This window comes from Ochrobactrum sp. WV_118_8, assembly GCF_039631535.1.
In the GTDB taxonomy this organism is placed as follows: Bacteria; Pseudomonadota; Alphaproteobacteria; order Rhizobiales; family Rhizobiaceae; genus Brucella; species Brucella anthropi.
In genome coordinates, this window is sequence record NZ_JBDIUZ010000001.1 from 2,156,787 (window position 1) to 2,177,662 (window position 20,876).

Consider the following 20,876-nt stretch of genomic DNA (forward strand, 5'->3'; position numbering starts at 1 on the left):
TTACTTCTTACCCTGTTCAGCCAGTTCTTTCGGCAGCGCATATGCCCACTGCGTAATATTGCCTGCGCCGAGGCAGACCACGAAGTCGCCCGGCTCCGCTATCGAAGCAACCAACGGTGCCAGTGCTTCTGGCCCGCTGGCATAGCGCGCATCGCGATGACCTGCGGTTTTGATGCGCGATACGAGCGCCTCGGAATTGACGCCTTCGATAGGGTCTTCGCCAGCCGTATAGACCGGCGCCACGATAACCGTATCGGCATCGTTGAAACATGCCGCGAATTCATCAAACAGGCTTGCCAGACGCGTATAGCGGTGCGGCTGCACAATGGCGACCACACGACCTTTTGTGGCTTCACGTGCAGCTTTCAGCACGGCGCGGATTTCAACCGGGTGATGGCCGTAATCGTCGAATATCTCTACGCCGTTCCACGTGCCCGTATGGGTAAAGCGACGTTTCACACCGCCGAACGAACCAAGGCCACGACGAATATCGTCGGCCGCGATACCCAGCTCATGCGCAACGGCGATTGCCGCCGTCGCATTGGATACGTTGTGCTGCCCCGGCATCGGCAGACGCAGATCCTTGATCTCGGTTGCCTCGCCCTTGCGCGAACGGATCACGACATCGAACAGACTCGCAGCACCATCCATGCGGTGATTGACAAAACGCACATCAGCCTGCGGGTTTTGGCCATAAGTCACAATGCGGCGGTCTTCGATCCGGCTCACCAGAGCCTGCACTTCCGGATGGTCAAGGCACATCACGCCAAAGCCATAGAACGGAACATTCTCGACAAACTGCGCGAAAGCCGCACGCACGGCATCGAAATTGCCGTAATGATCGAGATGTTCCGGATCGATATTGGTGACTACCGCGATATCGGCTGGCAGTTTGAGGAACGTGCCGTCGCTTTCGTCGGCTTCCACCACCATCCAGTCACCATCGCCCATACGGGCATTGGTACCGTAAGCATTGATGATACCGCCATTGATGACGGTCGGATCAAGATGCCCGGCATCGAGCAATGCGGCGACCATTGAGGTCGTGGTGGTCTTACCATGCGTACCGCCAATCGCAACCGCATGACGGAAGCGCATCAACTCGGCCAGCATTTCGGCGCGGCGCACGATAGGCAGCAGCTTTTCGCGTGCAGCAACCAGCTCGGGATTGTTTTTCTTGATCGCCGTCGAAACGACAACAACTTCGGCATCACCGATATTTTCAGCCTTGTGGCCGACAAAGACCTCAATGCCTTTTTCACGCAGGCGCTGCACATTGGCGCTGTCGGACTGGTCAGAGCCCTGTACCCTGTAGCCGAGATTATGCAGCACTTCGGCAATACCGCTCATGCCGATGCCGCCAATTCCGATGAAATGGACAAGCCCGATATTCAGCGGCATTTTCATGGCCGAGTTCCTTCTTTGAATTCCTGAACAGATTTACCTGCTGCAATAGCCTCTGCCAGATCAGCAAGCAACTGCGCTGCATCCGGCTTACCAACGCTTTTTGCAGCTTTTGCTTGTGCTTCGAGGCGCTGTGGCTCATTCATCGCAGCCTGGAGTATCGCGGCCAAGCGTTCTGGCGACAATTCCGACTGGCGAACAACCTCGCCACCGCCGACAGCCGCGAGCGCTGCTGCATTCGCTGCCTGATCATGATCGAGCGCGTGCGGAAACGGCACCAACATCGCCGGACGACCGATCACGGTGATCTCAGAAACGGTCGAAGCACCGGACCGCGAAATCACGAACTGGGCATCCGCCATGCGTGCTGGCATATCGTTGAAAAACGGCGCAACGTCAGCGGGAACACCAAGTTTCTTGTAAGCTTCGCGTACAGCGGCTTCGTCTTCCTTGCGAGCCTGCTGGGTGATCAGCAGCCGCGCCCGGTCGTTCTCTGACAGCAAAGCCACGGCAGCGGGAATGGCAGTCGAAAAGAACTGCGCGCCCTGGCTACCGCCAAAAACCAGCAGGCGGAAACGTTCATCCGCCTTGACCGGTTTGTAGGGAGTTCCGGCTGCAGTCAGAACTGGTGGACGCACCGGATTGCCGGTCGTAGCCGTCTTTTCGGCATGGGTTCCACCGGTCTCGGGCAGGAAACCACCAGCAATTGCTTTCACGCGACCTGCAAGGCCCTTATTGGCGCGACCCATGACGGCATTCTGCTCGTGCACCATCGTCGGGATGTTCATGTTGCTCGCGGCATAGAGCGGCGGCAGCGTCGGATAGCCACCAAAGCCCGCAACGAGTTTGGGCTTCAGCCTGCGGAACAATTTACGGGAATCGAGATTGCCCTGCCATAGTGACCAGAACGTCTTCAGGAGCGCTATCGGGTTGCGGCCTGCAATTGTTGCCGAACGAATGACATGAACATGATCTTCCGCGAAGGCACCCGCGAAACGCTGCGCGCGCGCATCGGTCGCCAGATGGACGTCCCAACCACGCGCCTTCAGTTCATGCGCCAGCGCTTCCGCCGGAAAAAGATGACCGCCCGTTCCACCGGCGGCCAGTACGATTACGCCTTTTACCATCAGCCCCTCACAGCGCAGGAATGCGTTTGCCCATATCGACACCGCTACCGACCGTATGGGTCATACGGGCTTCCGGACGGCGGCGCGTCAGAGCCAGAAGGATGCCCATCGTGATGGCGATGGCAATGAGCGAGGAACCGCCATAGGAGATGAACGGCAGGGTCATTCCCTTTGCAGGCATGAGATGCAGGTTCACAGCCATGTTGATGATCGACTGGAAGCCGAACAGAATGACAATCCCCGAGACAGCCAGACGAGTGAACGGATCACGCTCGCGCAGCGCAATCGAAAGGCCGCGCACGACGATGAATGCGAAAAGCAGCATGATAATCATGCACAGGATGATGCCGTATTCTTCTGCCGCAACCGAGAAAATGAAATCGGTATGGCTGTCCGGGATAATGCGCTTGATGGTTCCTTCGCCCGGACCTTGTCCGAACCAGCCGCCGCGCAAAATGGCTTCGCGACCGGCATCCACCTGGAACGTATCGCCCTCGCCTGTCATGAACCGATTGATACGACCCGCCACGTGATCGAACATGAAATAGGCTGAAACGCCGCCGCAAACAGCAAGACCACCCAGGACCAGAATCCAGAACATCGGCAGACCGGCGAGAAAGAACATCGCACCCCATGTGCCTGTGGTCAGCATGGTCTGGCCAAGGTCAGGCTGGAGAACGAGCAGAGCCGCAACAGTGCCGAACAGCAGCATGGCAAGAAAATTGCCGGGCATTTCGCCACCGCGTTCACGCTCCGAGAACAGCCAGGCGCAAACCACCACGAAAGCAGGCTTCATGAATTCCGATGGCTGGATGGAGATACCCGCCAGATTGACCCAGCGCCGCGCGCCCTTCACTTCGATACCGAAGAACAGTGCTGCAACCATCAATACGAGGGAAATACCCAGCAGTATCAAAGCAAATCGCCTGATCTGGCGCGGCGAGAGAAACGACACGCCGATCATGACGCCAACTGCCGGCAGCATGAAGAAAATCTGGCGCTCGACAAAATGGAACCCGTCGAGGCCAATACGCTGGGCCACGGCAGGACTTGCAGCAAATGACAGCAGAATGCCAAGCCCCATCAGGGCCAGACATGCAGCGAGGAAGAAGCGGTCTATTGTCCACCACCAATTGGCGACAGGACCGCGATCGACACGGCTTACCATCAGCTTTTTCCTCCTATAGGTTCAACACCCGGAAGCGCCAGAACAGCGCTGCGGAATGCATCGCCGCGTTTTTCAAAATTCTGGAACTGGTCGAAGCTCGCGCAAGCAGGCGACAGCAGCACAACCGGTTCGGGAGCAGCATCGTTACCGGCATCGCGGGCAGCATGTTCAACGGCGACTGCAAGCGTGTCAGAAATCTCGAACGGCGCCGCATCGCCAAGCGTTGCGGCAAACTGTGCTGCGGCTTCGCCGATCAGATAGGCCTTGGCAATCCGTGGGAAGAACCCGGCCAGCGAAGCAATTCCGCCAGCTTTCGGCACACCGCCTGCAATCCAGTAGATGTTTTGCGGGAAGGAGGACAATGCCGGAGCTGTTGCTTCCGCATTGGTCGCCTTGGAATCGTTGACGAACAGGACTTTCCCGCGATGCCCAACCTGCTCCATGCGATGGGCCAGACCGGGAAAACTGTTCAATCCCACCTGGATTTCTTCAAGGCTTAAGCCCACCGAAAGGCAGGCGACGACAGCCGCAAGCGCGTTCTGTGCATTATGTGCGCCGCGCAGCGAACCGATACCTTCCAGAGAAGCGATTTCATCGATTTCGCCCTCCTGCGACCAGAGCAGCTTTGCGCCGTCAGCAAAATAGCCTTTGCCGAGGCGCTTTTCCTTGGAAATCCGCACGACATTTACGCCGTCACGATAAAGCCGGTCCGCAATGGCTTCGCAATAATCATCATCAACGCCGACAATTGCCGTATCGCTCGCGGCCACCAGACGTTCCTTGATCGCGCCGTAGTTTTCCATCGAGCCATGACGGTCGAGATGATCCGGCGTCAGATTGAGCAGGATGCCCGCCGTCGGGTTCAGCGATGGCGCAAGATCGATCTGGTAGGATGAACATTCGACCACATAGAAGCGCTTGGCCTGCGGCGGCTCCAGCGTCAGGATTGCCGTGCCGATATTGCCGCCAAGCTGCATATCCCGGCCAGAAGCCTTGATGATATGGGCAATCAAAGCGGTCGTCGTCGATTTGCCGTTGGTGCCGGTAATGGCGATGAACGGGCAATCGGGAGCAATATGATTGCGCTCGCGGACGAACAATTCCACGTCACCGATGATTTCGACGCCTGCGGCATGGGCCAGATCGACGGTCCAGTGCGGCTTTGGATGGGTCAGCGGAACGCCCGGCGAAAGCACGAAAGCCGCAAATTGCGACCAGTCAGCCTGCCGAAGATCACCTGTGGCAATGCCCGCGCTCTGGGCACGGGCAACACTGTCGGGATTGTCATCCCAGGCAATGATCTTTGCGCCGCCCGCAAGAATGGCCTTGGCGGTCGCGATACCCGACCCGCCCAGTCCGAAAAGGGCGACTGTCTTATCCTTGAGGGCGGTGATCGGGATCATTCGATATGCCTGTTATCTGAGCTTCAGGGTGGAAAGACCGATCATCGCGAGAATGATCGCAACGATCCAGAACCGGATCACGACCTGGCTCTCGGTCCAGCCCTTCTTTTCGAAATGGTGGTGAATAGGCGCCATGAGGAAGACACGCTTGCCGGTCAGCTTGAAGGAGCCAACCTGAATGATGACGGAAAGCGCTTCGACGACGAACAGGCCACCGATGATGGCGAGAACGATTTCATGCTTCGTTGCAACCGCAACGGTGCCCAGCATACCACCCAGCGCCAGCGAACCCGTATCGCCCATGAAGATAGCGGCGGGAGGCGCATTGAACCACAGGAAGCCGAGGCCCGCGCCGATAACAGCGCCAAGAACCACAGCAAGTTCACCTGTGCCCGGCACGAAATGAATTTGCAGATAGTCAGCGAAGATCGCGTTGCCGGAAAGATAGGCAATGAAGCCGAAAGACGCCGCGGCCACCATGACCGGTACAATTGCAAGCCCGTCGAGACCATCTGTCAGGTTTACGGCATTGCCTGCGCCAACCATGACGAAGGCTGCAAACGGAATGAAGAACCAGCTCAGATTGACGACGAACTGCTTGGCAAACGGAAATGTCAGCGAAGAGGAGAACGGCTCCTGCCCTGCCCGCATGATGACAAAAGCGGCAACAGCGGCGATCAGGAATTCGATGCCAAGACGCGCCTTGCCGGAAAAGCCCTTGTCAGACTGCTTCGTCACCTTGAGATAATCATCATAGAAGCCGATGGCGCCGAACCCCACCGTAACCAGCAGAACGACCCAGACATAGACGCTGGCCAGATTGGCCCAGAGCAGGCACGACACAAGAATGCCGGTCATGATCATGAGACCGCCCATGGTGGGCGTACCGGCCTTCTTGAAATGGGTCTGCGGACCGTCAGCGCGGATCGGCTGGCCTTTCCCCTGACGCACCCGAAGCGAGTTGATGATCGACGGGCCGAACAGGAACACGATCAGCGCCGATGTAATCATCGCGCCGCCGGTGCGGAAGGTAATGTAGCGGAACACATTGAGCGGTGTCATATGTTCGGCGAAGAAGGTGAGAAGCATCAACATGTAGAGAAAAATCCCTCAAATACCGCTTACTCCGCGGGTTCCACCGGCGGAAACTGGCTAATCAACGTCTTGACGATTTTGGAAAAGCCGATCCCCTTCGACGATTTCACCATGATGACATCGCCCGGACGGACCGCCTTGATCACCAGCGGCAACAATTCGTCGGTGCTTTGCCTGTACTCGGTCTGAATTTCAACCGGCAAGGCATTTTTCAGCGCCGACATGTCCGGTCCACCGATAAAAAGCGTATTCACTTCAGCATCCACGATCGGGCGCGCGAGATCGGCATGAAGTTTGCCCGACTGACGGCCAAGCTCCAGCATGTCGCCTAAAACCGCGATGCGACGGCCACGCGAACCTTCCGGTGTGGTCGAATGCAACAGCGACAGGGCTGCGCGCATCGAGGTCGGATTGGCGTTGTAGCTCTCGTCGATCAGCGTGAAGGTTCCTTCAGGATGCTGAAGCACATGGCGCGCACCACGACCGCCTTCTGCAGAAAGCGTCGCCATGGCCATCATCACCTTGGCGATATCAGCTCCGACCAGATCAGCGGCCCCAAGAACGGCGAGCATGTTCTGCACAATATGACGGCCCGGCATACCAACCTTCACGGCTGCTTCATGCGTTCCGATTTTGACCGTCATGCAGGAGCAGGTTGGGTGCAGCTTCACTTCGCGCAGACGATAGTCGGACCGGGCGTTCTCGCCGAATGTGGCAATGTGTTCGACACCGGCCTTTTCGGCCAGTTCTTCCAGCTGTTTGAAGCGCTTGTCATCACGATTGAGAAGCGCATAGCCGCCTGGAACTATGCCTTCGAAAATCTCCGCCTTAGCAACGGCGATTTCTTCCAGATTGGCGAAATGACCAAGATGTGCCGGTGCAATCAGCGTGATCAGCGCCACATGCGGGCGCACCATCTTCACCAGCGGACGAATTTCATCGTGATGGTTCATGCCGATTTCGAAAACGCCGTAATCCGTATCGGCAGGCATGCGCGCAAGCGTCAGCGGCACACCCCAATGATTGTTGAACGACGCCACAGAAGCATGGACCTTGCCGACTTCCGAAAGAACGTGACGCAGGGCTTCCTTGGTCGTCGTCTTGCCAACCGAACCAGTCACCGCGATGATCTGCGCCTTCGAGCGTGCCCGCGAGGCAATGCCGAGCTTGGTCAGGGCCTCAAGCACATCCTCGACCACGATCATCGGTACTTTGGAATTGCCGAATGCGGGCAGACGATGCTCGGCCACCACAAGAAGACCCGCACCAGCGGCCATGGCGCTGGTTACGAAATCATGCCCGTCGAACTGTTCGCCCTTGATGGCGAAAAAAGCCTCGCCCGGTTTCAGCGAACGGCTGTCGATTGAGATGCCGGTTATGCCGCCGGGAAGGTTGCCAAAGGGCCTGCCTTCCATGGCTTCAACCATATCGTTGGATGTCCAGAGCCAGTCACTCATTCCGAGCGCTCCTCAAGGCGGGCAGCAAGTGCTGCTGCAACTTCCGCATGATCAGAGAACGGCAAGGTAATGCTGCCGACAATCTGGCCCTCTTCATGCCCCTTGCCTGCAACGACCAGCGTATCGCCCGCCTGCATCATGGAAACAGCGGTAAAGATAGCCTCTCGACGATCACCAATTTCGGTCGCGCCCGGCGCTGCTGCCATGATTTCCGAGCGGATTTGGGCTGGAACCTCCGAGCGCGGATTGTCGTCCGTGACGATTGCCACATCCGCCAGTCGCGAGGCGATTTCGCCCATGATCGGACGCTTTCCCTTGTCGCGGTCGCCGCCGCAACCGAAGACCACGATCACCCGGCCCGTCGTGAACGGACGCACCGAAGTCAGAACATTTTCCAACGCCTCAGGCTTATGGGCGTAATCGACATAGGCTGGAGCGCCATCTTCCGTCGCACCGACGAGATCGAGCCGTCCCGGCGCACCTTTGAGGAGCGCCAAGGCACGCATTGCAGCAGCAGCCGGAACGCCCGTAACCATGGCAAGCCCTGCGGCAACCAGCGCGTTCGCAACCTGAAAATCCCCTGCGAGCGGCAATTCGATCTCAAAAATCTCGTCGCCGATGCGCACTTCGACATGCTGGCGGAAACGCTCGTGCTCGACCCGCTTGAGAGCAATGAAATTGCCTTTTCGTCCGACCGTCTTCACGTCGCATCCGGCAAGCGTCGCCGCCTCGATGGCCTGCGCCGAGAAATGATCGTCGGAGAAGATGATGGCTGGCGCACCCTTCGGCAAAAGCATGTTGAAGAGACGCATCTTCGCGCCAAGATATTCCTCGATGGTCGCGTGATAATCCATATGGTCACGACCGAGATTGGTAAACGCACCGGCAGCGAGCTTGACACCATCAAGACGACGCTGATCAAGGCCATGCGATGAGGCTTCCATGGCCGCATGGGTCACGCCTTCATCGGCAAGCTCTGCCAGAACACGATGCAACTCCACCGGATCGGGTGTTGTCAGCGAATTATAGTCGCTGCGCGTCGGCGAAAACACGCCGGTCGTGCCGATATTCGCCGCCGGAAAACCGGCATAGGCCCAAATCTGCCGGGTAAAGGACGCGACGGAAGTCTTGCCGCTGGTGCCTGTAACCGCAACCATAACTTGTGGCTGCTTGCCATAGAACTGCGCCGCAGCAACTGCCAATGCAAGGCGGGGATCATCGACATGAAGAACCGGGACGCCTGCGTCAGCGACAGCCGTATCCTTGCCTGCGATGATGGCGCTGGCGCCGCGCTTGACGGCATCGACGACAAAAGCCGCACCGTCTGCTTTCACGCCTTTCAACGCTGCGAAAAGAAAACCGCGTTCGACCTTGCGGGAGTCCGACGTGACGCCGGTGATCTCCACCTCACCGGCATCGCCGGAGGCCAGTTCCTTAAAGAGAGCGATTTCCTTCAGTTTCATGGTCATACCAAATCCAGATTCAGTTGTGCGCGTTTCGCTGCAAGGGCTGCTTTATGCGAATCAGTCGTATTCGTTGGAAACCATTGCTGGCGGCACTTCCTGTTGAAAATCAGGCTTGCCGCTTAAATTGCTAACCATTGCTGGCTGGGCTTCGAGTTGGAAATCGGGCTTCACGCCGAGGAACGATGCAGATCGGCGGATGATCTCCGAAACCATCGGTGCTGCGTTGAGACCTGCGGTTGCGCTGAACTTGCCTTCTTCCGGCTTCGGTTCGTCGATGATGGTCAGCACGACATAGGTCGGATCATCCATCGGAAATGACGCCAGAAACGCGTTGAAACGCACGTCCTTCGAGTAGCGGCCATGCACAACCTTTTCCGCCGTGCCGGTCTTGCCGCCGACGCGGTAGCCCGGAACAGTGGCCCGCTTGCCGGAGCCGCCCTGAGCGGTCGCGTTGAGGCGATAGAGGTAACGCATATCCGCAGAAACCTGTGGATGAATGACCTGCTTGGCCACCTGATCAGCCTGAGCCTGCGTGCGCATCAGGAAAGTCGGCTCCATCAGCTTGCCGCCATTCATCAATGCAGCCGCACCGACCGCCGTCTGCAACGGCGTCGTCATCATGCCGTGGCCGAACGAAATGGTCATCGAATGGACCTTCTTCCACACACGCGGCTCAACGGGACGCGCCACTTCCGGCAACTCCGTCTGCATGCGGTCGAGAAGGCCGATCTTCTTCAGGAATGCGCGATGGCCTTCAATGCCGACGGCATCCGCCTCGCGGCCCGAACCGATATTGGACGAGAAGATGAAGACTTCCGGCAGCGTCAGCCAGCGGCCCTTGCCGTGGAAGTCACGGATCGTCTGGCGACCGAACACCAGCGGACGGCTGGCATCGAGTTTCGACTGCAAGTTGAACTTGCCGGAATCGAGCGCCATTGCCGTGGTAAAGCTCTTGATGGTCGAACCCATTTCATAGGTGCCTGCCGACATGCGGTTCAGGCGGTCCTTGTCCAAAGCATGGACCGGGTTGTTCGGATCAAAATCCGGCACCGATGCCATGGCGATCACTTCGCCGGTCTTGACGTTCAGCACCACAGCGCCGGCAGCAATTGCCCGGTAGCGTTCCATGGCCTTGACGAGTACGTCACGCATGATGTGCTGCACACGAATATCGATCGAGAGGCGCACCGGCTCCAGCGACTGTCCGGTTGCGAGCCCCACGGAACGCAGATCGGTCAGCCCCTGACTGTCGATATATTTCTCCATGCCCGCAATGCCCTGATTGTCGACATTGACGAGACCGAGGATATGCGACGCGGTCGGGCCACCCGGATAGAAGCGGCGCTTTTCCGTACGGAAGCCGATGCCCGGCACGCCGAGCGCCATGATCTGGCTCTGCTGGCGGGGCGTCAGTCCTCGCTTGATCCAGACGAAACCGGCACCACTTTTCAAACGCTTATATGTCGCTTCCCAATCAAGATCGGGCAGCACCGTCGACAGCATTTCGATGGTTTCGTCGGGATCTACGATCTTGCGCGGCTCTGCATAGAGCGAAGCAGTCTTGATGTCCGTCGCGAGGATTTCGCCGTTGCGGTCGAGAATATCCGGGCGTGACGCGAGCTGGTGAACCGCCGGACCTGCATTATCCTCATTTTCGCCGCCGATGACACCGAAATAAATGAGCTTGCCGCCCATCACACCATAGATGCCGACAAAACAGGCGATGGCCATCCAGAGACGATTGCGCGCGCGGTTGCCATGCTTTTTGCGCGAGCCGACAAACGCCATGTTGCCGGCCAGCTTTTCATCGCCAACCGGCTCGACACCGTCATCTGCCTGCATATTCTTTTTTTTGAAAAGTCTCAGCCGCATGATCAGTGCCTCGCCCCGCTTTTCTTGACGCTGCCGGTCGTGATGGCATCCTTTTCAAGCACGCCGCTTGCAAGCAGTTCATCGCTGCCGGAGATGATCTTCTGGATATCGTCAACCGGACGTTCCGGAATTTCGTGGACACCCAGCACAAGCTGTTCGGCTTCGATCGGCTGGAGGTTGAGTTCCTTTTCGTAGACACCAACGAGACTTTGCAGGCGGCCAGGCTGAGTCATCAATGCCCAGTCGGCGCGCAGGAGCGTGATCGTGTCTTTCTCGGAGTCGATCTGTCGCTTCAGCTTGGCGATGACCGCGATCTGCTTTTCCGCGTCATATTTGATCGTGTAGGTGACGGTCGCCGCCACCAGCATCGCCGCTATCATGATGATATCGAAAGTACGCAGCACTCGTTCAACTCCGGGCCAGTTCGTTCGTCTCGGGCAGTTTGGGCAGTCCGAAAAGCGATAAATCGTCTTCCAGTGGCGGATTTTTCGTCCTTATTCCAGCGCGCAGCTTCGCCGAGCGCGCACGTGGATTTCGTTCTTCTTCCTCTGCGGTCGGGCCAACAGCGCCCTTGACCGCGGGTGTAAAGCTCGGGAGACGGACATGTGTTTCCGGCAGATGACGCGATCCGGCACTACCGCCAGCGCGGTCAGCGAAATAGCGCTTCACCATGCGGTCTTCGAGCGAATGGAAGGTCACGACAACCAGCCGACCGCCCGGTTTCAGAATGCGTTCGGCAGCAAGCAACGCCCGCGCCAGTTCGCCCAACTCGTCATTCACATAGACCCGCAACGCCTGAAACACCCGCGTCGCCGGATGGATGCGATCCTTCGGATTGCGTCCCACCAGCGTTTCGATGGCATTGGCAAGATCGAGCGTACGTGTGAAAGGCTGTGCGGTCCGGCGCTTGTCGATCATGCGTGCAATGCGGCCTGCATGGCGCTCTTCGCCCAGAAAATTGAAGATGCGGGCAAGATCACCGGTCTTGAGACGGTTCACCACATCGGCAGCGCTTGGTCCTTTTTTCGACATGCGCATGTCGAGCGGACCATCCTTCTGGAAGGAAAAGCCGCGCTCGGCCTCATCGATCTGCATCGACGATACGCCAATATCGAGCACAACGCCGTCCACCTTGCTGCCTGCTCCCTTAACCTTCGAGACTGCTTCATCAAGAGCAGAGAACCGGGACTCGACCAGATCGAGCCGGCCCGGAAACTGCTTTTCCATCGCCCGTCCGGCTTCGATTGCGGTCGGATCGCGGTCAATCGCGATCACGTCCGCTCCCGCTTCCAGTATGCGACGCGTATACCCGCCAGCACCGAGTGTCCCATCGACAATCACTGCGCCAGATACAGGCTTCAGGGCGTCGATCACTTCGGCGATCAGCACCGGAACGTGACGGACTTCAGCCCCTTCGGCTTGAGAATTGTCTCCGCCGAGGCTTGCCATCATTCCGATCCTTTCCCGGGTACTTGGCCCGTTTTTAAAGCGTCTCGCGCTTCAATCTTTTGTTTTCACGCATGTTTTGTTCCAAAATCGGTTCCCAACTTCAGGAAACATGCTTTCGTGTTTTGCTTGCGGATTCCGCCCATTTGCCGTCAACGTGGCGACATGGCGGATTCGTTCGTCAGTTATCGGATATTAAGCTTAATGAAGCGTTATCCTTTGGCTCAGCACATCTACAGAACTGTGCCAGCCCCATAATTTTCAACAGGGATTTTTTGAAGGCAGCTTGCGCTCAGCACTTGCCCGAAAGCGGACATTTGCTTCAATCCAAATGCGATGGACCCACACACTATGCATCACAAGCTTATGATTTGTGATGCCCCGCCCCCTGTTGACGCCCTCCCATCATTGGCATATTTAATGCAAATAGTTTGCAACTGCATAAACACCCAAGGCATTGAGTATGGCACCCCATGGAGCAGGCCCCTCCGGCGCTGGCGAAGTAACATTTGAAGGCTGGCGACGTGATCGCGGCGAAGCATCCATGTCCGATGTCCACCGCTCGATCCGAGTCAATCGTTCAGGTTCAAAGTTCCGTCGCGCACTTTCCTTCTTCGGTCCCGGCTATCTGGTAGCCGTTGGCTATATGGATCCCGGCAATTGGGCCACCTCGCTCGCTGGCGGCTCTCGCTTCGGCTATACGTTGCTATCCGTCGTACTGCTGTCCAATCTTATGGCCGTGCTACTGCAGGCGCTTTGCGCACGTCTTGCCGTCGCAACCGGCCGCGATCTGGCACAGGCTTGCCGCGATGCCTATCCGCGCTTTCTCGCATGGCCGCTCTGGTTCCTGGCCGAACTGGCAATCTGCGCCACCGATCTGGCGGAAGTCATCGGCACCGCCATCGGCCTCAACCTGCTCTTCGGCATTCCGCTGGAAATCGGTGTCATCATCACTGCTGCCGATGTGCTTCTGGTTCTTTATCTTCAGAACAAGGGATTTCGCCGTGTCGAGGCGCTCATCATCACCCTTCTGGGCGTGATTGCGCTCTGCTTCCTTATTCAGATTCTGATGGCGCAGCCGCAATGGGGCGCAGTCATCAAGGGCTTTGCGCCAACGACCGACATCATCCGCAATCCGGACATGCTTTATATCGCCCTTGGTATCATCGGCGCCACGGTCATGCCGCATAATCTCTATCTGCATTCGGGCATCATCCAGACACGCGATTACGGCCACACGACCGCTGAAAAGCGCGAAGCCATACGCTATGCGACGCTGGATTCCACCATTGCGCTGACATTCGCACTCCTGGTCAATGCATCGATCCTGATCCTCGCTGCGGCAAGCTTCAACGCCACCGGCAATACCGGTGTCGAAGATCTCGACAAGGCCCATGCTCTTCTGAACCCGCTATTGGGATCGGCCCTCGCACCAACACTTTTTGCGATTGCGCTTCTCTGTTGCGGCCTGAACTCGACCATCACCGCGACGATGGCCGGTCAGATCGTGATGGAAGGCTTCATCGACATACGTCTGAAGCCGTGGCTGCGCCGCGCGATCACCCGCTTCGTGGCTATCGTTCCGGCTGCCGTCGTGACGATCATGTATGGTTCGCAAGGAACGACCGAGCTTCTGATCCTGTCTCAGGTCGTGTTGAGTCTTCAGCTGCCCTTTGCCATCATTCCACTCGTCATGTTCACGGCGGAGAAAAAGAAGATGGGATCGCTGGTCGCTCCACGCTGGGTGACGATTCTTGCCGCCATTACCGCTGCGATCATCGTCGTCCTGAACATGAAGCTGATTTACGATTTCATGTCCGGCGTGCCAATTTAAGCCCCTCCCGAGGCTCTTGGAATGGGCGGTTCCGTATCACGGAGCCACCCTTTCTTTTACTTCACCGCCGCGTTGCCACCGTCGGCATAAAGCGCTGAACCAGCGACAAAACTCGACATCGGGCCTGCCAGAAACAGCGCTGCCTGCGCGATTTCTTCAGGCTGGGCGATCCGCTTCATCGCATGCAGGCCTGCGGCCCATTCCTTCTGCTTTTCATCTCCGCCCATCGGCGTATCAACACCGCCCGGCAGAAGCGCATTCGCCCGGATGCCACGGGCACCGTAATCAGCGGTTATGCCCTTGACCATCCCCATGAGAGCTGCCTTCGAGGTTCCGTAAACCGACATGCCGGGAATGCCAACGCTCGTGCCGACAAATGTCGAGGTGAAGACAATCGAGCCGCCGCCCCTTTCGAGCATCAGCCGGATTTGCGATCTCGCTCCCAGAAATGCCGAGGTCAGGTTGCCCGCCAGCACCCCTTCCCAATCATCGGGCACGATTTCGGCAAGCGGCGCGATAGGGCCTACAGTGCCAGCATTGTTGACAGCTATATCAAGCCCGCCGAATTTATCCTTCGCTGCCGTAGCAAGTGCCTCATGCGTTTCAGCTTCTGAGACATCGCCCGCAACACAATGCGCCTTTCCGCCAAACGCCGCGATCTCCTCCGCAACACGTTCCAGACCGGCAAGCCCGCGAGCATTCAGCACAAGGGTTGCGCCTTCTCTGGCAAAGAGCAATGCAGCGGCGCGCCCTATTCCGGACGATGCGCCGGTGATGATTGCGACCTTGTCTTTCAAACTGGACATACTGAACCTCCGTGATTTCGTGGAGGTCCCAATTAAAGTCCCGGCGGTAACGCAACTATCCGTTTCTTGCGTTTGAATGCTGAAGCAGTCAATTAAGAGCATTTCCAAAAAAAGCGTGAAACGGTTTTGCGTAGGCAATGCGACAACACAAACAGTTAGAGCGGTTCCAACGCTTCTTTTAAAATAGAAGCCGCTCTAGAGAAAATTGTCAGTCGGTCTGTAAGCCGGGTTCTGTATGGCCGGGCTTTCGCCCGACGTGGCAGCCATTCATCTGGGACGGATGTCGCCACCCGCCTCGTGCAACCCACCCGGACGGCTGATCCGGAAACCGATTGCCGGCCCTTACGAGCCAGCGCGCCGTCCCTATTCGGTTTTGCTCCCGATGGGGTTTACCGTGCCGTCTGCATTGCTGCAGACGCGGTGGGCTCTTACCCCACCCTTTCACCCTTACCCCGTCATCCCTGCCGTTTCGTTGCGCAACGGTACGGAAGACGGGGCGGTCTGCTTTCTGTGGCACTTTCCCTGGGGTCGCCCCCGCCGGGCGTTACCCGGCATCGTGTTTCCATGGAGCCCGGACTTTCCTCACCTGCCGCCTTTCGGCATATGACAAGCGCGGCTGCCCAACCGACTGACAGCGCGCATATAGCAACGATAGCGGAACAGTGGAACCGGATTCCGGAAAAAATCTGCAGTCACCGGAAACAGAAAAGCCGACAGTGTCTCCACTGTCGGCTTTCCGTTCACATCAGGCGGCCTTTACTCTACGCGACCGCCGACGTAAATCTGCATTCGCATCCTGAAAATGCATCAGAGAGCGCGCATATAGGCCTTGACCGAGCTGCAATATTTCGCCGAGGTCGGGTTCATACGCTTTGCACCGTGACCGGCATTGTACTTCAGGATCGTGCCGCAAGTGCTGCCGCCGCCGAGCTTCTGCGCTTGGGCCAGATACTTCATGCCGAACTGGATGTTCGTGGAAGGCTCATAGAGACCCTTGGCTGAACCCGTGTAGCCGAGGCCACGTGCGGTCGAGAGCTTGATCTGCATCAGGCCGATTTCACCGGCCTTGCCACGCACATTCGGCTGGAAATTGCTTTCGTGACGCACAACCGCATGGGCAAGTGCGGAAGGCACGCCATAGGTCGATGCGTAACGATTGATAATGCTCGAATAAGCGCCGCCGCTCTTGGCGTTACGAGCAGTCGTGTCCTTCGACTGCGAACGCTTAGCAGCAGAACCCTTGCCCGTAGAATTCTTGGCAGTCGGAGCCGCACGGCGGCTGACGACCGATGCCTTCTTCGGCGCTTTGGTTGGCTTTTCCGCCTCGGCAGTCTTGTTCTGCTGGCGTGCCTTGAGGAGAGCTGCGAGGTTGGTCGGTTCAGTTGAAGGGGCACTCAGTGCTGGATTCAGGCCAAACGAACTCATCGCGCCAACAAGGGCGCAAACAACAACAAATTTAATTTTCATAACCTACCGTCTTGGAACGTTTCTTTTCTCAGACTGTCTGTCTTGGGTAAAAACAGTCCTGTTTTTTGATCCCGCCCGATATGGGTTGTCAGGCCCTTGTCCGCTGGGATTGAGCGATGAAGTGCCGGGCAAATGCAGCCGAAGATTGGTTGTAAAAGTAAAATAGTCTTACAGGTTGTAACATTCGTGATTCACACAAACGCGGCGTAAACCTTCGTCACAACCCTTCTGCAACCGGGCTGGATCGATCTATTTTTATGAAATCATTACAGAAATACGAATCAACGCTGGATAGAGAGATTAACCGCCTGCATCTCGTCAGGCGGTAACATTCTGCAGGGAAAAAATTAGCCTGTAGAGGGTATCTATAGTAGATACATCAGCCACCCCGTCCACATTTTGTGTCCGAAAATGTCGCTGAAAGGCCTTAATCACAGTCTCGGTGCCTTCATCGAAGACACCAGTGATGGCGATTTCGTAGCCATAAAGTGCCAGCATGGATTGCAACGCCTCGACCGGCTGGCCGTTTTCGCCACGTGCCAGAAACCGCCCGCCGCGGATCGACGTCGGCTGGATATAGTGGCCGATACCCGCCTCGTGGAGCCGCTTCCAGGGAAAGTTATGGCCCGGGTCTGTCTTGCGCGAAGGTGCAATATCCGAGTGGGCCAGAACATTTTCCGGCTTGATAGCATAACGCTCGCATATATCGCGGCAAAGGCGGATGACCGCATCGATCTGCGCATCCTTGAACGGCGGATAGTCTTCGAGATTACCCGGATTGACGATCTCGATGCCGATGGAAGCGGAATTGATGTCCGTTTCGCCCTTCCAGAAGCTCTTGCCCGCATGCCAGGCACGGGCCTTTTCCGAAACCATCTGCACGATCTGCCCGTCTTCATGGACAAGGTAATGCGCGGAAACTTCCATATCTGGCGATTTAAGAACCTGCACGGCCTCTTCGGCAGTCGCCAGACCGGTATAATGGAGAATGAGAAAGGCAGGCACCTTGCCGTCGCGACGCAGCCCGAAATTGGGTGACGGATCAAGCGTTGCACCGGCGAAATCGGGCCGGTCAAGCGCCAGCTCCTGCAACAACTCGCTCTCGATTTCGCGCACGCTGCTCATGCAGCCTCCAGATTCTTCTCAATGCTTGCCCAGGCAGCGTTTATCGCTGCCAGACGCCTGTTGGCAATGGTTATGAATTCAAGCGGCAAGCCCTCTGCCACCAGCCGGTCCGGATGATGTTCCTTGACCAGCGAACGATAGCGCTTGCGGGCCATCTCGAAGGAAACGCCGCGCTCCAGCCCCAGAATGGCATAAGGATCGTCAGCACCGCGCTGGACATGCCGGATCGCGATACGATCGAAAGCGACTTCATCATAGCCGAAAATATCCGCAACGCCTGCAAGGAAGGCCATCTCTTTTTCATGCACATAGCCGTCAGCGGTGGCTATATGAAAAAGACCGTCGAGGATATCCTCAAGCAGATGGCAATCGGGTTGCCCTTCACTGCACAATCCGGCGAGCTGACGCGCATAGGATTCATAGCCAGCGACATCCTGCTTGGCGAGATCATAGAGCCGCGCGACATGCGCCGTCTCTTCCTTCGGCACGGCGAATATGTCCTGAAAGGCGCGGATTTCGTCCTGTGTGACGACCCCGTCGGCCTTGGCCATTTTGGCGGAAAGCGCGATCATCGCGATGGAGAAGGCCACCCGGCGCCGTGTATCGGCGTCACCTTCGAAAACGGTGCGCACGGCTTCGATAACGCCAGTAATGGCATTCGACGCCACGTAAGTGACAAACTCACCAATGCGAACCCAAATCGACATGGGACTTTTCTATAGAATTCCGAGTGAACTGAAAACCGCCCAGGCGAGCAAAAGTCTAAAAAACAAACATTTAGAAAGAATATCAGGACATTGGCTTAGATTGTTGCCGAGTTCCGCAACGAACGCTTATTGCTGGGGTTTGCGTTCGTCGAAGGAACGCTGTGCGGCCGTGGCTGCTGCTTCTCCAGCCGTCTGTGCCTGCTGATCCGTCTGACCGACAGATTTTGCCGCAGCGACAGCATTGGTCCGTGCGCGTTCAATGGCTGCTGCCTTCTCTTCCGGGCTCACCACACCGGAACTGTCGCGGAGCGACTTGACCAGATCGGGGCCTTTCTCCGTGCTTCCACTTTCTGCCGGTTTGGCAGGCTGCGATACAGCAGCAGCGCCCTGCTCGCCGCCATTCGTGGTGGCAGCAGTCTCGTCGTCTCCTTTGCCGCAAGCGGCAAGCACAACAAGAACAATCGCAGAGATGAAAAACAGGAAGTTACGGTTCATGACAAAAGCCATAACCGAACCGAGCCTGCGTTGAAACACGGAAAACGCAGAATGCCCGTCTTTTCCCGACATGGTTGCTTTAACGTTCATCTCAATCCTAAAACCATTGGCTTAAAGCCTTTGACCGAAGCCTATTGGCACGAATGGCGACCCGGAAACCGGATCGCCACCCGCATGCTAGTGCATTACGACTTCCCAACCTTAGTTGGAAGGCGCTGTCCCTGTACCTGGCGCCGGGGTAGCCGGTGCCGGAGTTGCCGGGGCTGGCGTCGTCGTCGTGTCATTGTTCGAGGGCGCTGCCGGCGCGGATGGTGCCGGTGCGTTGCTCGTGTCGTCCTTCTTGTCATTGCACGCTGCAAGGCCGAGAAGCGATACGGCGGCGACAGAAGCAATCAGAAACTTCTTCACGTTGGCTCTCCTTCCTAGATCAGGCTCGTTGGCCTGGTTTCAGGCATTAAATGGCAATATTGCCAAACGCCTCTCTCTGTTTTCTCCGTGCGTGACCGGTTGATCCGGCCAATCACCTTTTCGGTCACTCATCGACACAGAAATCCCGTCGACTCGGACCGTCACACAAGAAAACGGCAACGGCGCGAAAAAGTTCTCTCAAATAGTCTTACCGACCGTAATAAAGCGACAGTATTACAGGCGTATAGCCGCATTCATCTGGTTTAAAAACCCGCAACTAATTCGTCACGCCCCTGTCATTGGACGATGTTTAACTTGGCAAAATCAAAGTCGGGATTCGTGCATTAGGGGAATTTTTGATGACACAGCAAGCATCAACCGACACAATTCTAAAACAGGCCGTGACCCAGAACAGCGCCCTCTCGCGGGCAGGCTTTTCTGAAAGGCTGTTTGCCTGGCTGTTCAAAGGGCTGGTCTATCCGCAGATATGGGAAGACCCGGAAGTTGATATGGCAGCTCTGGCTATAGAGCCGGACCACCGCATCGTCACCATCGCGTCCGGCGGATGCAATGCCATGTCCTACCTGACCGCCGATCCGGCACGTGTGGAGGCGGTCGATCTCAATCAGGCACACGTCGCGTTCAACCGGCTGAAGCTTGCGGCTGTCAAAAACCTGCCCGACTACGATGCATTCTACCGATTTTACGGGAAAGCCGACGACAAGACCAATCTTGCCGCTTACAAGCGCTTCATCCGCCCACATCTGGACAGCGAAAGCCGCGCCTATTGGGAAAAACGCAAATGGAATGGCCGCCAGCGTATTTCCATTTTCTGGCGCGACCTCTATCGCCACGGCTTGCTAGGCGTCTTCATCGGCATGGGCCATCGCGTGGCGCGCTTCTACGGGATCGATCCGCGCGACATCTTGAAGGCGCGCACAATGGAAGAGCAGCGTAGCTTCTTCGACACGGCGCTTGCCCCTCTCTTTGAAAAACGCATGGTGCGCTGGGCCACAGCCCGCAAATCATCCCTTTTCGGACTGGGCATACCGCCACAGCAATATGATGCCCTTGCCACTGCAGGAAACGGCGACATGGCGCTTGTCCTGCGCAGCCGTCTTGAGAAACTCGCTTGCGGTTTCCCCCTTACCGACAATTATTTCGCCTGGCAGGCGTTCGGGCGCGGCTATAGCGGCAATGAGGAAACCGGGCCTCTCCCGCCCTATCTGTCACGCTCCAATTTTGAAACAGTACGCACACGCGCTGATCGCATGACCGTACAGAACGCAAGCTATACCGATTTTCTCGCTGCCAAGCCTGCGGCATCCGTCGACCGCTATATCCTGCTGGATGCGCAGGACTGGATGAATGACGAGCAGCTCAATGCCCTCTGGAGTGAAATCACCCGTACGGCAGCACCAAATGCCCGTGTCATCTTTCGTACCGCAGCCGAACCGAGCCTGCTTCCAGGACGGGTGGCACCGCAGATTCTGGATCGCTGGGAATATCAAGCCGACGAATCCCGCACCCTGCACGACCGCGATCGCTCGTCGATCTATGGCGGGTTCCATCTTTATGCGCTGAAGGATGCCTGAC

The 20,876-nt window shown here is 57.2% G+C and carries 18 protein-coding genes and 1 other RNA gene; 2 read left to right on the forward strand and 17 right to left on the reverse strand.

Annotation, left to right across the window (positions count from 1 at the left end):
• Genes murC through rsmH form a run of 10 tightly spaced genes read right to left on the reverse strand, consistent with a single transcriptional unit; the run spans position 1 to position 12,444 of the window.
• Complete coding sequence (murC, locus tag ABDF71_RS10475) at positions 1-1,407, reverse strand: UDP-N-acetylmuramate--L-alanine ligase (RefSeq protein WP_151663985.1); 1,407 nt, start codon at positions 1,405-1,407, stop codon at positions 1-3.
• Entirely contained in the window at positions 1,404-2,531 is a 1,128-nt protein-coding gene (gene murG / locus ABDF71_RS10480) for an undecaprenyldiphospho-muramoylpentapeptide beta-N-acetylglucosaminyltransferase (protein WP_151663986.1), read from the reverse strand. The genes murC and murG overlap by 4 nt, the downstream gene beginning before the upstream one ends.
• Positions 2,532-2,538: 7 nt before the next feature.
• On the reverse strand, positions 2,539-3,699 hold the full coding sequence (gene ftsW / locus ABDF71_RS10485; protein ID WP_071630023.1) for a putative lipid II flippase FtsW: 1,161 nt from the start codon (positions 3,697-3,699) through the stop codon (positions 2,539-2,541).
• On the reverse strand, positions 3,699-5,102 hold the full coding sequence (gene murD / locus ABDF71_RS10490; protein WP_094513923.1) for a UDP-N-acetylmuramoyl-L-alanine--D-glutamate ligase: 1,404 nt from the start codon (positions 5,100-5,102) through the stop codon (positions 3,699-3,701). The genes ftsW and murD overlap by 1 nt, the downstream gene beginning before the upstream one ends.
• Positions 5,103-5,114: 12 nt before the next feature.
• On the reverse strand, positions 5,115-6,197 hold the full coding sequence (mraY, locus tag ABDF71_RS10495) for a phospho-N-acetylmuramoyl-pentapeptide-transferase (RefSeq protein ID WP_012091745.1): 1,083 nt from the start codon (positions 6,195-6,197) through the stop codon (positions 5,115-5,117).
• A gap of 26 nt (positions 6,198-6,223) precedes the next feature.
• Positions 6,224-7,654, reverse strand: coding sequence for a UDP-N-acetylmuramoylalanyl-D-glutamyl-2,6-diaminopimelate--D-alanyl-D-alanine ligase (locus tag ABDF71_RS10500; protein ID WP_010659725.1), 1,431 nt, complete (start codon positions 7,652-7,654; stop codon positions 6,224-6,226).
• A complete protein-coding gene (locus ABDF71_RS10505) occupies positions 7,651-9,123 on the reverse strand; it encodes a UDP-N-acetylmuramoyl-L-alanyl-D-glutamate--2,6-diaminopimelate ligase (RefSeq protein ID WP_029929043.1) in 1,473 nt (490 codons plus the stop codon). Before ABDF71_RS10505 ends, ABDF71_RS10500 begins: the two co-directional genes overlap by 4 nt.
• A 54-nt stretch (positions 9,124-9,177) precedes the next feature.
• Entirely contained in the window at positions 9,178-10,992 is a 1,815-nt protein-coding gene (locus tag ABDF71_RS10510) for a peptidoglycan D,D-transpeptidase FtsI family protein (RefSeq protein WP_010659723.1), read from the reverse strand.
• Between the two features lie 2 nt (positions 10,993-10,994).
• On the reverse strand, positions 10,995-11,396 hold the full coding sequence (ftsL, locus tag ABDF71_RS10515; protein WP_010659722.1) for a cell division protein FtsL: 402 nt from the start codon (positions 11,394-11,396) through the stop codon (positions 10,995-10,997).
• 4 nt (positions 11,397-11,400) lie between these two features.
• Positions 11,401-12,444: a 16S rRNA (cytosine(1402)-N(4))-methyltransferase RsmH gene (gene rsmH, locus ABDF71_RS10520; RefSeq protein WP_192800248.1), complete on the reverse strand. Its 1,044-nt coding sequence runs from the start codon at positions 12,442-12,444 to the stop codon at positions 11,401-11,403.
• A 457-nt stretch (positions 12,445-12,901) separates the two neighbouring features.
• Here rsmH and ABDF71_RS10525 point away from each other — a divergent pair, with 457 nt between their 5' ends.
• A complete protein-coding gene (locus ABDF71_RS10525) occupies positions 12,902-14,272 on the forward strand; it encodes an Nramp family divalent metal transporter (RefSeq protein WP_010659720.1) in 1,371 nt (456 codons plus the stop codon).
• A 56-nt stretch (positions 14,273-14,328) separates the two neighbouring features.
• Here ABDF71_RS10525 and ABDF71_RS10530 read toward each other — a convergent pair whose 3' ends face one another.
• From ABDF71_RS10530 to ABDF71_RS10560, 7 genes are all read right to left on the reverse strand, one after another.
• Entirely contained in the window at positions 14,329-15,078 is a 750-nt protein-coding gene (locus ABDF71_RS10530; RefSeq protein WP_151663988.1) for an SDR family oxidoreductase, read from the reverse strand.
• 204 nt (positions 15,079-15,282) lie between these two features.
• Positions 15,283-15,710, reverse strand: an RNA gene (gene rnpB, locus ABDF71_RS10535) — RNase P RNA component class A.
• 175 nt (positions 15,711-15,885) lie between these two features.
• Positions 15,886-16,545: a lytic transglycosylase domain-containing protein gene (locus tag ABDF71_RS10540; protein WP_010659717.1), complete on the reverse strand. Its 660-nt coding sequence runs from the start codon at positions 16,543-16,545 to the stop codon at positions 15,886-15,888.
• Between the two features lie 318 nt (positions 16,546-16,863).
• Positions 16,864-17,670 (reverse strand): N-acetylmuramoyl-L-alanine amidase, encoded by an 807-nt coding sequence (locus ABDF71_RS10545; protein ID WP_029929047.1) that lies wholly within the window; start codon positions 17,668-17,670, stop codon positions 16,864-16,866.
• The gene (locus ABDF71_RS10550; protein ID WP_010659715.1) at positions 17,667-18,377 is read right to left on the reverse strand and encodes a J domain-containing protein; all 711 of its coding nucleotides are present in this window, start codon (positions 18,375-18,377) and stop codon (positions 17,667-17,669) included. Before ABDF71_RS10550 ends, ABDF71_RS10545 begins: the two co-directional genes overlap by 4 nt.
• A 126-nt stretch (positions 18,378-18,503) precedes the next feature.
• Positions 18,504-18,962, reverse strand: a complete 459-nt coding sequence (locus ABDF71_RS10555; protein WP_309600575.1) for a hypothetical protein — start codon at positions 18,960-18,962, stop codon at positions 18,504-18,506.
• Positions 18,963-19,073: 111 nt separating this feature from the next.
• Positions 19,074-19,280 (reverse strand): hypothetical protein, encoded by a 207-nt coding sequence (locus ABDF71_RS10560; RefSeq protein WP_010659713.1) that lies wholly within the window; start codon positions 19,278-19,280, stop codon positions 19,074-19,076.
• A 359-nt stretch (positions 19,281-19,639) separates the two neighbouring features.
• On the opposite strand from ABDF71_RS10560, the gene ABDF71_RS10565 reads away from it, so the two are divergent.
• Entirely contained in the window at positions 19,640-20,875 is a 1,236-nt protein-coding gene (locus ABDF71_RS10565) for a BtaA family protein (protein ID WP_151663990.1), read from the forward strand.
• The last annotated feature ends 1 nt before the right edge of the window (position 20,876 follow it).